Annotated in this window: 10 protein-coding genes; 6 read left to right on the forward strand and 4 right to left on the reverse strand. The window is 35.6% G+C overall.

From position 1 onward, the window contains the following. Positions 1–97 precede the first annotated feature (97 nt). Positions 98–1,114, forward strand: coding sequence for a hypothetical protein (locus tag IJQ68_RS01625; protein WP_292796099.1), 1,017 nt, complete (start codon positions 98–100; stop codon positions 1,112–1,114). A 51-nt stretch (positions 1,115–1,165) separates the two neighbouring features. On the opposite strand, the gene IJQ68_RS01630 is transcribed toward IJQ68_RS01625, so the two are convergent. Next, the gene (locus tag IJQ68_RS01630) at positions 1,166–2,002 is read right to left on the reverse strand and encodes a DUF1002 domain-containing protein (RefSeq protein ID WP_292796102.1); all 837 of its coding nucleotides are present in this window, start codon (positions 2,000–2,002) and stop codon (positions 1,166–1,168) included. A gap of 112 nt (positions 2,003–2,114) precedes the next feature. Between IJQ68_RS01630 and IJQ68_RS01635 the strand changes: the two genes are divergently transcribed. From IJQ68_RS01635 to IJQ68_RS01650, 4 genes are all read left to right on the forward strand, one after another. Next, on the forward strand, positions 2,115–2,759 hold the full coding sequence (locus IJQ68_RS01635; RefSeq protein WP_292796105.1) for a hypothetical protein: 645 nt from the start codon (positions 2,115–2,117) through the stop codon (positions 2,757–2,759). A gap of 253 nt (positions 2,760–3,012) precedes the next feature. Continuing rightward, positions 3,013–7,713, forward strand: coding sequence for a cobaltochelatase subunit CobN (locus IJQ68_RS01640; RefSeq protein WP_292796107.1), 4,701 nt, complete (start codon positions 3,013–3,015; stop codon positions 7,711–7,713). 106 nt (positions 7,714–7,819) lie between these two features. Then, positions 7,820–12,319: a right-handed parallel beta-helix repeat-containing protein gene (locus IJQ68_RS01645; protein WP_292796109.1), complete on the forward strand. Its 4,500-nt coding sequence runs from the start codon at positions 7,820–7,822 to the stop codon at positions 12,317–12,319. Positions 12,320–12,896: 577 nt separating this feature from the next. Then, entirely contained in the window at positions 12,897–13,274 is a 378-nt protein-coding gene (locus IJQ68_RS01650; protein WP_292796111.1) for a hypothetical protein, read from the forward strand. A gap of 344 nt (positions 13,275–13,618) precedes the next feature. Here the strand turns inward: IJQ68_RS01650 and IJQ68_RS01655 are convergent, their stop codons facing one another. The 3 genes from IJQ68_RS01655 to IJQ68_RS01665 all read right to left on the reverse strand — a co-directional run bounded on the left by IJQ68_RS01655 (position 13,619) and on the right by IJQ68_RS01665 (position 15,659). Then, a complete protein-coding gene (locus tag IJQ68_RS01655) occupies positions 13,619–14,533 on the reverse strand; it encodes a hypothetical protein (protein ID WP_292796114.1) in 915 nt (304 codons plus the stop codon). 611 nt (positions 14,534–15,144) lie between these two features. Beyond that, positions 15,145–15,330, reverse strand: coding sequence for a hypothetical protein (locus IJQ68_RS01660; RefSeq protein ID WP_292796117.1), 186 nt, complete (start codon positions 15,328–15,330; stop codon positions 15,145–15,147). Between the two features lie 143 nt (positions 15,331–15,473). Then, on the reverse strand, positions 15,474–15,659 hold the full coding sequence (locus tag IJQ68_RS01665; RefSeq protein ID WP_292796119.1) for a hypothetical protein: 186 nt from the start codon (positions 15,657–15,659) through the stop codon (positions 15,474–15,476). 305 nt (positions 15,660–15,964) lie between these two features. Between IJQ68_RS01665 and IJQ68_RS01670 the strand changes: the two genes are divergently transcribed. Beyond that, positions 15,965–17,101, forward strand: coding sequence for an aldo/keto reductase (locus IJQ68_RS01670; RefSeq protein ID WP_292796122.1), 1,137 nt, complete (start codon positions 15,965–15,967; stop codon positions 17,099–17,101). Positions 17,102–17,227: the final 126 nt, after the last annotated feature.

Consider the following 17,227-nt stretch of genomic DNA (forward strand, 5'->3'; position numbering starts at 1 on the left):
ACTCATAAAAATTTTATATAACTTATTTTTACAAACAAAATATTTATATTCTATTAAATACATATTAAAGATTAATTAACACGATTAGGTGATAAACATGTCAAAAAAAGAAGAAGACATTGTTTTTAAGGCCATTGGAAATGGTCCAATTAATGTCCTATTAAATAAATTGGGGTTTGAATCGGACAATGCAGAAATATTGAACACGGAACTTTTTGTAGTTAAGATTTCCGCACGAAAGGCTGATTTGATAATCAAACTGGATAATATGTATTTAATTATTGAGTTTCAATCATCATATGTCAGACATTATGATGAGAAAAGATTTTCAACATATGCACATATGTTTGACTTGAACAAAAAAGATAACTTGCCGGTTTATCTGTGTGTCCTTTCCACAGCCGAAAAATCAAAAACTAAGAAATATAGAATAAACAAGGAATCTGTTTTCACTTTTTCGATTGTTTCATTGAAAGAAAATGATGAAAACGAAATTATAAATAATGTAAATGATAAAATAGAAACTAACCAAGATTTGTCTGTTGAAGAGTTAGTGGATTTTGCACTACTTCCTCTTATTACGAAAGACAAGGATAAAGAAGATATATTTACCATCGTCAAAAACGGTTTATTTGAATATAATTTTAAAGATCTTGAAATAAGGGATTTTATTTTTGGAATTGAAGTGTTATTGTCCAATAAACTATTGAAAGATGGTGATTTTAAAAAAGATTTGGAGAATAAGCTTATGGGTCAATTAGAATGTGTATCTCGCTATATTAATGAACAGGTATCAATGCAAGTTGAAGAAAAAGTAAAAGCTATAGAAGATGAATTAAATAAGTATTGGGATTGGCGTATTGTGGAGCATGATGAAGAACTTACAGAGAGGGTTACTCATGATGTTACTGAGCGTGTTACTCATGATGTTACTGAGCGTGTTACTCATGATGTTACTGAGCGTGTTACTCATGATGTTACTGAGCGTGTTACTCGTGAAAATTCGGAAAAAATTGCCATTAAGCTTTTAAATGGTGGTAATGATGTGAATTTTGTTGCTTTTAATACGGATTTGCCTGTAAATCGTGTAATTGAATTAAAAGAAAAAATTTAATTTTCTTTTATTCTATTTTTTTAAATTTGATAAAAAAAGAAAAAATTGGGATTATAAGCCAAATCTGCTTAATAATCCATCTATTGAAAAGTCACCTGAATTATTTCCTACGATATCAGTTACTTGACTTGTATAACTTTCTACATCTCCTTGTACAGCTTGAACTCCTTCAATACTGGTAGCAAGGTTTTCAATACTACTATTTGTTAAGTTAATATTGTTGTTAACTGTGTAATTGTAGATTATATTAACAATAGTTGTGTGATCAGTAATATTTTCATTTTGAACTGTTTCTTTAACATCATCAACTAATGTGGACAATTCGTCTGCAGTCACGTTTTCGGTTTCAATGATTTCTGCTTGAGTATAAATTTCTTCATTAGCTGCTTCTTTTACTGTTTCTGGAATTTCAACGTCAGTCACTGCTTCATAACAGTTCATTATTCCAGTTAATGCGGATTCACCAGTTGCAGGCACTGGACTAGTTACATATGCATGTCCTTGGGTAATTCCAGCAGATTTGAGAGCTGAAATATACATTTCTGCAGTTATTGTTGTGATTTTGGATTTATCAACAGTAACTTTGATGCTTCCTTGTTCACTAAGATCTATTAATGCGGATGACAATATTTGGTTGGAATTGTATGATTTTCCGGTAACTGTATTGACTTGGTTAGCATTAATAATTTTATATTCGATATTGCCTGCGTCAACATGTGCTTGTTGATTAAAGAAGTTATCTACACTTGACTTATATCCAGCGTTGTTATAAGTCGCTTCACCATAGGTAATTACTTTACTATCTGTTTGAGCTGAAAAGCCTGCAGGTAAAGCAATACCAACAATAATAATTGATAAGAGTATTATACCAATCAAAGATTTGCGCATATTTTCACCTCTAAATTATAATTATAATAAGTAGTATTTAAATGTATATGTTGATAAGTTGTGTGTATATTTAAATGTTTTGAAATTTAGAGTATAAATGAAGGTGTTAAATTTGATAAGTGATGAGAAAGCTATAGATTTGGCTCGTGAAATAGAGCATATTGATATAGATGTTAAAAAGACCATAGAAAATGCATCAACTGCAGGCTATCTGGGTGAAGATCACTTTTACTGCAGTGTAATTCAAAATTCCAATTTTACCTATCCTGTAGACAGACTTTTTGAAAATCCTCCGAAGCTCAAGCTTGATAATTTCTATTTTGACATCATATCCAAGGCACTAGATGAGGAGGGAATCTACATTTCTCTGGCTTACTGCAATCCGGAAATGAGGGTTTCACCAGATTTCATTGACGAGGTCATAGACTATGATGACTATGAGCTGGATGAGGATGACCTCTTTTATCAAAGGAATTATGTTCTTGTCACTTCCCAGTCCCGTAAAATGTTTAATATCTATGAGGAGGAAGGAATTTCAGGCCACAAGCCGACAGATGATATCGGTCTGATTGTTAAATACGAAAATGGGGAGTATTTTTCATACTTTGCTGTTCGATCAACGGATTTGTGCATGTCATCCCTTCAGGTATTTCATCTTGTTGAAGACCTTCCGAAAGAACATGAATTCTCCCTTTTAAATCCTTTAAACAAGCTTTTGATTGAAATGATTCATGAATGTGTCGTTTTAAAGGATTAGTTTATTATTATTTTTTCATTGTCATGACAATTTCGCCTGCTCACGACAATATTCACCTCCCACAATTATATTGGATAAGTTTGTCAAATTGACTTTAATAAAACTAAATTATATATATTATGTAAGATAAATATCACACTTATAGTGGATATTTTTTTTTTTAATGCTGCTATGTTTCATTAATAGCTTAAAAGGAGGTGAAAATATCAAAAAGTTAGGTAATAAGTTGTTGTTTATTCTAATAATTACACTAATGCTTATATTATCATTAAGTGCAATTTCTGCAGCGGATAATTCAACTTTAATCGCATCAGGAGATGATGCATCAGATATTCTGCAGGCATCGAACTCCATAACAATCCACGTTAATGACTCTTATGTTTCTGCCGATAAGACATGGACAGAAGACGGTATTAACCTGGCCAATGCGACGGTATCAGTATTTGATTCATCTAACAATTTGGTATTTTCAGGATTAACAAACAGTGAGGGTAATGTAGTTATTTCCAATTTAAACTCAGCAAAATATAATGTTGAGATTAAATATTCAACTTATGAGCCATACACTCAAAGTGTGGATTTGTCAACACAGAACACCGCAGCTGTCAGTTACATGTTTATTCCTGACATACTTTTATTGGTGGATTATGATTCCCATAACGAAAAAGTTGATGTCCTTATGGAAATGTCAAAAAGGGTTGCTTATATAAGTACTACTAACTATGACAACACCAGGGAATGGCTCGTTGACTATGCGAACTTTATCCATCTGGATATGTTCAATGAGGGTGCATATCATACATTAACTGGTGAGTATTTAAAGCAGATTCTTGAAACTGCTCCGGCCAATATAAACTACAAGGTCGCTTATACATTCGGTGTATATTCAAACAGCATTCTCAATGCAACTGGAATACATATTGTCGGTGCAAGCGCTGAGAACAATACTTTTCATACCATAGAAAACACTTATATCGGTTCATATTTCCAGGCAGAGGATATAGAGGCTTCTGATGTATTGGAAAAAAATATGGTTAACTATCTTGACTATGTTTATTACATCATCAATCCTTCTAATTATTCAAATCCAACACTAGACTTAAGCAAAGCTCCTCTAATGAGTCCGGAATGCGGTTTTTATCATCCTGACTTGGGAATTTACACTGTGGTTCCAGATCCTGAACTGATTAACCAGTGGATTCATGACAATCCGGGTTATGATGCGGACGGACACGGAAGTCTTAATTGGATGACTGTCGATTATCCTAACTGGTTGGAAAACACTTTAGATCCTACAATTCTTTTTAAAACCTTTGAAAAAGATTATATTGGCAATATCACTTATGACAAACCATTCATAGCTATTGCTACTTACTATTCTGGTGGTTCAGTAGTTGACGCATTAATCAGAAGTTATGAAGCTCAGGGAAGAGCTGCCTTCAACGTATTCAAGACAGGCACCATTCCTTCAATGTCTTCAATTTTGACAAAAATTACAAACACTTCTGTTGTTGGCATTTCAGCTATCACGTCACTTTATAGTTGGTCTTTAAATTATGCAAATGGTTCTGCTGAGGGTGATTTGGAAGATATAGACCTTGCGGTACTTAAAGGTGTATATGACATTTCCGAAACAAGTTACTTGAACGAACTTGGTCCTCAAATAGAATGGACTTTCTCAGTAACATATCCTAGTTTTGAAGGGGTCTACGGACCTATCGTCTTATCATATGTTGATGGTATGGGAAAATCCCATGTAATTCAGAGCGGTGTTGATAAGATGGTTAAGCTGTCTTCCCAATGGGCTGATTTAAAGGATATGGACAATGCTGACAAGATTGTTTCCATTGTATTGTACAACTACCCTCCGGGTAAGGCAGAAATTGGAGCTTCATACTTGGATGTATTCCAAAGTACCTACGATTTACTTTTCCAATTGGATAAGGCAGGTTTCAATGTTGGAAACATTTCAGATATTCCATCTTTATATAACTTGACTGAACTTATCGTTGATTTCGGTAATAAGGGTACTTGGGCTCAAGGTTTATTAAACAAATATGTTGAAGCACATTTTGATGAATTGATGGCTCATAACCAATTGGTTGACTTGAATCAGTTCTATAACTTGACCGCAAGAATCAATCCTGAGCTGTATCAATGGATGGTTGACCGTTGGGGTGACGGACTCGGTAATATCATGGTATATAATGAAACATACCTTGTTTTCCCAGGTATCTGGTACGGTAATGTCTTCATCACTTTCCAGCCTTCAAGAGGATGGGAAGAAATTCAAAATTATCACGATTTAAGTCTGCCTCCTCATCAGCAGTATGTTGCATTCTATGAATGGCTAGACCAGACCATTGGAGTCAATGCAATCATCAATATGGGAACCCACGGTACACTTGAATGGTTGCCTGGAAGAAATATCGGTGTAATGGAAGGAGACTGGACATTTGAATTGACTTTAAATCCTACTGTATATCCATATATCGTTTCAAACCCTGGTGAGGCTATGGTTGCCCGTGACAGAATCGCTGCTTTGATGATTACTCACATGACTCCTGCTATGGTTTCATCTGAACTCTATGGTAACTATACTGTATTGTCAAATTATATTTCACATTATAAAGATCAGGTCAAACTCAATGTTACAACCAATGCTGAAGAATATAAGGCTTTAATCCTTGAATTGGCTCCTAGTTTAGGTTTCGCTACTTTCAATGAATCCGGCAATCAGACATTTGAAGAATATCTCGATGAGCTTCACGCTTACCTGGACAGTATGGAAGATGATTTCTATACCTATGGTCTTCACTATTTGGGTAAGGTATTGTCTGATTATGAGCTTATTGAAGAGGTAATTACAGTTACATCCTCTCAGACTTCCATTTACAATCATATTTTAGGATTCTTCTACCCCGAATTGGCTAATTTAAACTATTATGAAGATATCCGTCATGTGGAAAAATATTCTGCAGTTGAAGAAATGGTAAAATCATTCTTGAAAGAATATGTTACTGCATTGGTATGTGGAACTTCTGTTGAGGCATTAAACAAAGAATACAATATTCCTGTAGGCTCCGCATTGTATAATGATACTGAATATGCTGCTGGTGTAATTGTTAATATTGAAAATAATAATGAATGGGCTGCGCTTATAAAGGCACTTCAAGGCGACTATCTGCTTGCAGGTCTGTTTGCAGATCCTTCTTACGGTGATTCAATTCCAACAGGATATGATGGTTATGCATCAGATTCAACTAAAATGCCTTCCAAATCAGCTTATGCTTCATCAGTCAAAATCGTTGACCTGCTTTTGGCTGACTATATGGAACAGCATGGGGAATGGCCTAAACTGACCTCATTAATCTTATGGGGTACGGAAATTTCCAGAACTGAAGGTATAGGTCTCGCGGAATTCTTATACTTCCTGGGCTGTAAACCAAAATGGGCAGAAAACGGAAAAGTCATTGGCGTTGAACTGTTGCCGTTAGATGAACTTACTGTTCAGTTACATAACGGCAGTGTTGTAAACCGTCCAAGAATCGATGTATTTGCAAGTATAGTTACAAGCAATAAGGATTGGTTAACCTGGTTGCTTACAGGAGTTAGTCTTGCGGCAAATGCTGAAGGTGAGGACTTCACACAGAATTATCTTAAACTTCATTATAATCAGACAGGATCTCTTGACAGGTTATTCGGTCTTCCCGGTGCAATTCTGGAAGGTACAGGTATGAGTAACTTTATTCCTAATACTGCAGACTGGAATATTGAAACGGTTAATGAGGAAGCAACAAGTATTTATCTTGACAAGGTTTCATTCGCATGGAACATGGATGAAAAAGGAAATATTGTTGTCACTCCACAAAAAGAAGCTTATAAACAATTACTCTCACAAGTAGATTTGATTACTCAGAACTTTGACAGTACTTGGAGATTCATTGATTCAGATGATTACTATGACTGGTTTGGAGGACTCTACAATGCTGCACGTACTCTTGGTGCTACACCGGATACTGCATTTGTGGACATAAGGAACCAGAATAATTATGTTTCAAGAAACTATGAAGAGGAATTGAACTTTGAGATTCGTAGTATGCTTATAAATCCGAATTACTATGAGCCTTTAATCAATTCTCAGGCAGGTGCTCTATCTTATGCTATGGCTATGCAAAACCTTTATGGTGGTTTGGTCTTAAGTGGAGGTTCTCTTGAAACCCAATTAGGTAATCAGTTAGCTGGTGTTATTCTTTCACAGGCCAGTACTGTCAAATCAACTGCTCAGGCTGCTGCTTTCCAGAGTAATGCTGCATGGATGTTCTACTTGCAGGACCAAGGTTTATGGGAAGCTGATGCTGCAACCACCCAAAAATTAGCTGATGCCATTATGCAGATGGCTATCCAATACGGTGTTGCATGTTGTCACCACACCTGTAAGAATCTGGATTTCAACATGAAAATTATTCAGGCAAGTTCACTCTCTCCACAGGATAAGGCTAAATATGCGGAGATTTTGTCCACTGCTACCCTGACTGACCCGTTATACGTAATGGATGATGCTCCTGTTGACGGTGACGGTCAAAGTGAAACAAATCCTGAAGATCAGATGATGGTTAACGGAACTACCGAACAAAACGGTCAGGCAGCTCCTAGCGATGCAGGCGGTGAAACGGCTGTTGGAGATCAGCCTTCAACTTCTGCACAGGATGCCAGCAAGTCCTCTTCACAGGCAAGTGATTCCTCTTCAAATCAGGATTCACCGGATGATTCAAGTGAGGATGCTTCTCAGGCTAGTGATTCCAAATCTTATGAAGTTACAAAAAGCTCTCCGGCTAAAAGCGTTAGTTCAGACTCAAGCATGCCGATTGTTGTAATAATTGCAGTTATTGCTTTAATCGCAATATTCCTGGTCGGTTATGTCCGTAATGATGACGATTTTGATGATTATTAAATCATCATTCTTTTTTTTAGAAATTTTTAAATATTATTTAATTACATAACTAATCATATGATACATTTTTTCAAATGTGTTTTAGAAAAGTTATGATGTGATTAATGTGATAAAAAAATTTAATATTTTTATAATCTTATTATTACTTCTATTTGTTTCAGTCGGTTCTGTCTGTGCAGCAGACGATGTCAATGAAACTGTAGGTATTAATGAGGTTAATGATGATAACGGCGAGATATTATCCGCTTCAGAATTCACTGTCACTTCAAGCAACTACACCCAGTACTTCTCATCACAGTCCGGTGAGCTGATTTCATCCGTAGTTAATGAAGGAGACACTATAATCTTGAGCGGCGATTTTTCATCAAAGAACTTTACATTTAATAAGAAGGTCAATATTGTAGGTTCTGGAGGAACTATCTCTGGGGGTATAATAACTCTCAAAAGCGGAGCTTCAGGATCCAATGTAAGTAATCTGAAAATTATGAATAACGGTGAGTATATGAGAGGCATATATCTCAACGGAGCATCCTACTGTACCATTTCAGACAATGAAATAAGTAATATTGGTGTTTCCGCATATCCTATTTGCCTTAACGAAGCTCATTATAATAATATTATTAATAATAAACTGGAAACCAGCGAAGCTTCATACGGTCACGGTACCAGATCAACATCCGTAATCGTTCTTGGAACATCCAACAACAACTACATTGCAGGAAATGACATTCGGGTTGCTGATGCAAATGCAATCTATCTGTCTTCATACGGTGGAGGCGATTTTAAGGGTGGCGAATCATTTAACAATATTATTTTCAACAACACTATTACATATACTGTAAATGCCACATCATGGGCTTACGGTATTCAGATGATGGGTGGAAACAACACTGCTGATTCCAATAGGATTTATGGTGCTTACAGAGGTATTTCCTCTTCAAGTACATCTGGAAATAAGGCTATTAACAATTACGTACAGGTCAGCGGAACAGACTTCAACACAGGACTCGCATCCGGTGGAGATTATGGTATCGCTCTTTCCTCACAGGCAGTTGTTCGCAACAACACTGTAATCGGTGCATTTGTCGGTGCAGGAGTTTCTGTAGCTGGTGACGACTCAATAATCGAAAACAATTTCATCAACTCATCTAAAGGATATGGTATAACTGCCCAGGGTAATGACATCAAAATTGTCGGAAACAAAATTTACACAACTTCCAGTGCAGGTATCGATCAGCAAGGTAAATATGACGGCATTGTAGTTGACAGAAACACAATAGTTTCAGATTCAGGAATTGGTGTTTTGCTTTCAAAATCATCAAAAACCAAATATCCGTCCAACATTACAATTACCAACAACAGGATTACAACTTCCAATCAGTACATGATTAATGCCGCTGATGCGGATAAAAATTCCAATACAATCACCAACAACACTGGTGACGGTAAAATCATGACTCCTGCAGGTGAAGTGGACCCTACAGTTCCGGATTTTGTATTCAACGGAACAACCTATTATGTCACTCCCGACAATTACCACAACTACATTGACGCTGACGGTAATTTGAAAAACGATTTCGTACATGACGGAGATATCCTATACTTCACAGGACTGTTTGAAGATAAGGAAATTCTTGTTTCAAGCAGCATCAAAATGGTCGGTATGGGAGCATTGTTCACCAATACTACAATCATGGTTACAAGTGACTCCGTATGGATTGAAAACATTTCTATCTATAATCAGGGAGCTAACCGCCTTGATGCATGGGGTATTTTTGTTGCAGACACTCAAATCGTAAAGATTGTCAACAACAACATCATTGTCTACGACCCTGTAGCTGCCTACTCAATTTATATATACAAATCATCAAAGGTTTTTGTTGAAAACAATGTATTAATGTCCCACGGTGATTCACTCACATATCCGTTGCTAGGATATGGTGCTGAAAACTGTGAATTTGTCAACAACACTATCGAATGTATAGGTACAGGTCAAATCCATGCTTTCGAAGATTCAAAAGACTTAAATGTCAACTCTTCCGAATTATGCATCGGCCAATGTATCGGCCAATGTCTGGGTGATGTATTGAGCGAACACTGTCTTGACGGAACCAATATCGTTCCTGAAATCTACAGAACCTACGGTATTTTAATGATTAAATCATCCAACAACACTGTATCAGGCAACAAGGTTGACGTAACCTCATTAGTCAACGAATCATTAGTGGTCAACTCCACAAATTCCCTTGTCGGTATCGATTTCTACTATGACTGTGACAATAACATAATCAAGGACAATGTCATTAATGTTGAAGGTAACGACAATTATCTCTATGGTGCAGGTGCTCTTGCACAATCCACAGGACAGTTCTCATCTTCAACCGCTAAAAACAATACATTTGTCGCAAACAACATTACTGTAACCGGTTCAAACGTCGTTGAAGGATTCATCTTCGGTCAGGGCTGTACTGACAGCAATGTCATCGACAACAATGTCAAACTCAATACAAACCGCACAGCTTACGGAATAACTCTTGAAATGTCCAACAACTCCACAATAACCGGAAACAACATTACCATGGATGCAAAAATCGCATATGCTATTGAAGCATTCCAGTCCAATGGAAACACAATTGAGGACAATACTATTTCCGGTAAAGGAAGTATCATTTCAGCTATTGCAGGTGTCAAGTCAAGCAACAATGTAATTCAAAACAACAATATTACATGTGACGGTGACGGCAGCGACTTAGGATTCTTCATGAAAGACGTTGTAAATGCTCCAAATTCCGGAATATATCTGGAAGGCATCTCCAACAACAACATGATTAATGAAAATGAAATTGTAACTGCAATAGGTTATCCTGTAGTATTTTCAGCGGAAGCAACAGGTAACACTGTTACTAACAACTATCTCAAAGGCTCTGAAGGTTCCGGTGATGACGGCGTAAACGCTTCAAGCGCAAATACGGTTAAGGATAACTACGGATTAACATTCGATAACTTGCAAATGAACGACACAACCGTCCAATATGCAGGTGATTTGACCGTTGTTTTAGAAACTGGATCTGAAGCAAACGGAGCTAACGTACTGTTCACTTTAAACAATGTAATCATTGCAAACACTACAGTTGAAGACGGAAAAGCTGTCGCAGCATTCAAATTGAATAAGAATTACAATGTCGGAGATTATACTGTTACTGCAACCCTGACAAAAGCAGGATTCAAGTCAGGTTCAATCACTGCCAATGTGCAAATTGTCAAATCAGAAATAGTCGTTGATGTCGATGATGTCGTTGCAAAAGCAGGAGATACTGCTCTATTTAAAGCAACAGTAACTGATGTTAACAATAACACTGTATCCGGAGTCACTGTAAAATTCTACAGAAACATAATCTACATAGGCTCAGCAACAACCGATGCGAATGGTGTAGCCGCCACCGCTATTAAAATCCCTGTCGGTTTATCCAATAAATATACTATAATAGCTACTGTAGATAACAGTAACAATTACAAGCAAGGGTCAGGAGATGCAACCTTAACCATTTCTGATGATGCAAGACAGGCCACCAAACTCACTGACAGCAATATTACTATGACAGTTAAGGACGGTACAAGATTATCCACAACCTTGACTGATCTGGCCGGAAATCCTATTTCAGGAGCTAATGTAATAATCACACTCAACGGTGTTCCATATACAAAAACCACTGATGCATCAGGCGTGGCTTCAATAGCTTTAAACTTAGTTTCAGGTGAATATACCGCACAATTATTATTTAACGGTACTGATAACTACGCTCCTTCACAAGCTGAGGCAAATATCCTAATCAAACCAACATTATTCGCAAATGACTTTACAAAAATGTTTAGAAACGCTACCCGTTATGTTGTGGATGTTATGGTTGATGGTGCCGGTGTTCCTAATATAGGTATTGACTTGAACATCAATGGGGTGATTTATGAACGTACAACCGATGCTAGCGGCAGAGCGGGCTTGAACATCAACCTTGCTCCGGGCAAATACATTATCACTGCTGAGAGAAAAGACACCCATGAGAAATTAAGTACAAACATCGAAGTACTTTCCTTGTTCTCTGAAAACAATGATGTTGAAATGTTTTTCAGAAACGGAACAAGATACACTGTTAAAGTAACCAAACAGGATGGTACTGTTGCCGGTGCCAACGAAACTGTTACTTTCAACATCAATGGTGTAATGTATGAACGTCTAACGGATGAAAATGGTGTCGCAGGATTGAACATCAACTTGAGACCTGGTGACTACATCATAACCGCAATGTATCAGGGCTGCATGATTTCAAACAACATCAAGGTCAAACCGATACTTTACGCAAATGATTTGACTAAAACATACGGCAATTCTGAACCGTTCACAGTTGAATTGGTTGACGGTCAGGGCAATCCGTTCGCAGACCAGAACATCACATTCAACATCAACGGTGTAATGTACAACCGCGTAACCAACGAATCAGGTATCGCTAAGCTGAACATCAATCTTGCTCCGGGTGTTTACATAATCACATCAATGTATGAAAAACTTTCTGCAGCTATCTCAAACACTGTAACAGTCAGATCTTCATGAGGTTAATATTATTTTAACCTCTCTTTTTTTCTTTTTTTAAACTATACTGATAATATACTCTTTTTTGTGGCGTTAATTTCTTAAAAAATAGCAGTTTGAAGTTTAGGTATATGTTCCGGTTGATCGAAACATATACTAAAACGATTTTTTTCAAAGTAACACGGGAGATGTTACAATAAAATATTTTGTAAATGGAGATATATAACTATTTGGGTATTTATGTGTACCTAAATTTTAAAAATAATCAATAATTATTTATATTTTTGAAAAATTAGTGTAAAAAACGTATGTTCAATTCAAAAGAAAAGAACATACGTTAGATAAATGATTTTTTAAATAGTAACACGGGAGGTGTTACCATATTAATATTATTATAACATCTTATTTAAACGTTTCTTAATTTTTGTGGCGTTTAATACTATTTTAAAAAATTTCGTATATTTTTAGTCATACCAAATAATTCAATCGTTCAATTTTCGCATTGAAATTTTAAATGTTATTTCTTTTGACTTTTTCATGATTATATTTAAGGTCATCATGAGAAAGATTTTTTAATGAAAAGACCAAAATAAGCATTATGAAAAAAATATTTTTGGTTTTAGCAGTCTTTTTGTTTTCACTCTCATTCATCTGGGCGGGTGAAAATATCAAATATTATGAAAATGATACCCTGATAGAATATGATTCAGTCAATTTCACCATACCCCACGGTTACGGTCAGGACAACTCAACCCTAAACGATACGACAATATTTTTTGTAAACGAAAAAAATGAGACTATAAACATCACTGTCGGCTCCAAAATGATTGATGGTAACTATACAATGTTTGGATCACATACTGGCTATCTTAACCAGACCAATTCCACTGTATCATTCAGCTATGTTGTGGAGGATAAGAATGTGACAGTTTCCGCACTTAGTCAGCAGACACTTCTGAAGGTTCTTGAGGGTTGACTTGAGATATCATTTTAATTCAATTTATGTTCAATTAAATTGTATGTTTCTCTTTAAACTTACATGATTTTTAATATTTTAATTAATTTAATTGAACTTTCTTATAAATTATCATTTGTGTGTCTGTTTGATGTATCTTCATTCAATATTTCTTCGTCTGTACGCTGTATTTTTCAGTCAACTCCTCAACACTTTTGTCATCGGAGTGATTATTGGCCAAATCCTTTAAAATTTTCAAAGTTTCTTTTTCATTTTTTGATTCATTTTTATCCCTTAAAAAAAGTTTTTAGTATTTAATCATTAAAATAAATATTTGGTGATGGTTAATTGGTTAATGGTCGTGTTTATTTGATATTTGTATTCAATATTTCGTCGACAGAATATCCATATCTTTTTGCTAACTCCTCAACTGTTAAATTATTTGAAGAATCATTGGCTAAATCCTTTAAAACATTCAAAGTTTCTTTTTTACCTATTTCTATTCCTCTTTTTTCACCTATTTCTATTCCTTGTTTTTTTCCTTTTATAACTCCTTGGCGTTCCATTGCGTCGAGTACTGGGCTTCTTTTTTTCATTACCTGTCTCAATCCGATCATCTCCTCTAAATTTTCTATATCTTGGTCTGTTTTCGCGTATTTATGAATCATGCATTGCATGGAATATATTAATTCATTTTTTACATAGTCGTCTTTGATTTTCAAATCATAAAGTACACTACATATCTCTTCGATGGCTTTTTGGTGGTTTTCAGAACAGAAGCGCGGTAGGTTTATTAGCTCCAGTCCTTCTATATCACTAAATTCCTCTTGTTTTTTTGCTTTATTGATTAAAGTATTTATTCTTTTCCAAGCGTTTTCATCTTGCAGTGAGATAACATATGGTTTGAAAAGCTCTGTCGGTGAAATCCATAATTCCTTCAGGCATTTGTCCTCCGGAAGCGTTGTTGTGATAACGCTGATTACCGGACGTTTGGTCTTATAGTATATGTTGCTTTTGTAGTTGTATGACTTTTTTAGAGTATCCTCATTAACATAACTTGTTTCATCCTCTATGTTAATCATGGATATGCTTCCGTCTTTCATTTTAACTTCATATACTATGTCTGCTCTAGGTATTCCGCCGTCTACATTGGGGTATTCATTACATTCACTTCCTATATATTCTCCCGGAAGATTATAGAATTCATGAGCTATATCGCCCAGATAAGTGAACTGCCGCTTCATGAAAGTATCCTCCGGATTGTTTATTCTTTTTTTCATTTTCATCCTCGCTGAAAATTTTCATTTTCCCGGGAAAATTATTATAAAAAACACGCAATTACGTAAATAATGGATATAATTAAAGGTATATATATGTTATTGGTAATAAATCAGACAATATAACCTTTATATTAAAAAATAACCTCATTAAAGCAATATTTAAGTGAAATAGGAAGGGGCTTGGTGACAGGTTAGTTTTTCTTGAATGAATTTTGGCATAGGGCATTTTCAAATTTATTGTTTTTAATATGTGTTTGGTGATATTTGTCTTCAAATCGTATGATTTATTGAAAAAGAGGGATTTTTATTTTAAAATATGTGTAAATTATGTTTTAAGTATTAAAAAACCGTTAAAAACTGGTTAAGGTAAAATATACTTCCCGAAAGCAATATTGATTTTAGCAAAAAGTTATGTATCGTCGAGTCCAATTATATATTAAGGAGGGAACTGTCATGTGGCAATGCCCAATTTACATGGTATACTATGATGATTTCACTCAATTGTGTCCCCAATGCGGCTACATCAATGGAGTCAACAATTTCATAGACTGAAATGCCGAAAATAGTGATGAATAAAAAAATAAAAAATAATTTAAGGAATGAAAATCATATCATTCATTGTTAATTTCAATTTTAACGTGCTTAATCTCTTCAATATCTTCAGTATTGAGAGCTTTAAGCATTCCGAAAATGGTTTCTTTGACAATGTCATCTGCAAATTCATTTAACCCGATGAGGATGTCATTGATTCTTAAAGAAACCTTATTTTCGAAATCCGGACTTGCTTCTTTACCCATTTTTTCACCTCCTGTCTGATTTAAGGCTCAAAATTTCAGTTTCAACCGAAAAACCCATTATTCTTTGGAGAACAACAGCTAATTTTCAATCATTCAAAATGACTGATGATACGTAAGGTTGAGATAAAATATGTCTTAATAAACTATTTTTCGTTGTCTATTTCAATTTTGAGATTTCTGATTTCCAAATCAGCCGTCTTAATGGCTCTGACCATACCGAAAATTGTCTCTTTGATAATTTCTTCAGCAAATTCGTTAAGTTCAATGCTTATGTCATTGATTTTTAAGGAAACTCTGTTTTCGAAATCTGGATCTGGCTTTTTACCCATTATATTCCCCTCTGTCGTTTTGATAGGTTCAGTTCTAAACGTTTCTTATCGATGTGAAACATTCATATCGTTTAAAACCCTTATTTCAAACCTATAATTACTGTTATTATTATATTGCTTATTTAAATCTTTCTAATTTATATCATTATAAATTTAATACTTAATTATTCTAAAATAAGTTTGTATTGATAAAATAATTTTTAGACTAAAATTAGATTTTCACAACGTTTTGTCAATTGTTGCACCCATTAACATTATATAAATTCCATTACAAATTCATATGTAAAGATAAAGAGGGGAAAATCATGAAGTTAGGTATGGGAATGATGAGACTGCCGATTCTGGACGAAAACGACTTCAAAAGCATAGATTACGAACAGGTCAACGAAATGGTCGACGCATTCATGGATGTGGGCTTCAATCAGTTTGACACAGCATACGTCTATCATGAGGGCATAGGTGAGGATGCATTCAAAAAATCAGTCGTTGAAAGATATCCAAGGGAATCCTATAAGATTTCAACAAAAATGCCTCTGTTTATAATTTCAGAGGAGTCTCAGCTGGAGCCTATTTTTGAAGAGCAGCTTAAAAACTGCGGAGTCGACTACTTCGACTATTATATGCTTCACAATGTAAGCGGATACACCGAAACCGCCTGGAAAAATGTGGATCTCTATTCATTCATTCAAAAGAAAAAAGAGGAAGGGTTCATAAAACACATCGGAATATCAACCCATGGAAACGCAGAGTTTTTAGAAGAGATTTTATTCATGCATCCTGAACTGGAATTCGTCCTGCTTCAGATAAACTATCTTGACTGGGAAGACGAAGGAATCGAGTCAAGAAAGTGTCTTGAAGTTGCAAAAAAATATGAAAAGCAGGTAATGATAATGGAGCCGTATAAAGGAGGATTTCTGGCAGACGTTCCTGAAGATGCCGAAAAAATCATGAAGGAACACGCTCCTGACCGCTCAGTCGTATCCTGGGCGATGAGATTTGTGGCAAATCTGGATGCCTGTGTTGTCTGGACAGGTGCAAGCAGCCTCGAACAGCTTGAAAGCAACATTGATGAATTTAATAATGCCGATCCTTTAAGCGAAAGGGAATTTGAAATCCTTGAAGAGGTATCTGAGATTATCAACAGCAACATCACAGTCGACTGTACCAAATGCAGATACTGCGTCGAATCCTGTCCCGAAGAGATTGACATTGCCAAAATCTTTGATTTGTACAACAAGCACAAGATTCTCGGACGGGATGACTGGTCACAGCCTGGAAACGCCTATCTGAACTACTCCAGACTTCCTGATGTCGGAATTGCTTCAGACTGCAGCGAATGTGAAACATGCATTGAGGAATGTCCTCAAAAAATCAATATTCCTGAAGTGCTGAAAGACGTTGCAAAGACGTTCGAGACTGAAACCTACGGATTTTCGGACTGAATTGTCATATGAAATAACACTAAATTAACCATTACCTCACCATACAATATTCTAATGTGGTACAATATTACTTTATCAGGTCAATATTGCTTTAAAAAATCAATAAAGTATTTATAATGCTTGTTT

The sequence above is a fragment of the Methanobrevibacter sp. genome (assembly GCF_017447225.1).
Taxonomy (GTDB): domain Archaea; phylum Methanobacteriota; class Methanobacteria; order Methanobacteriales; family Methanobacteriaceae; genus Methanocatella.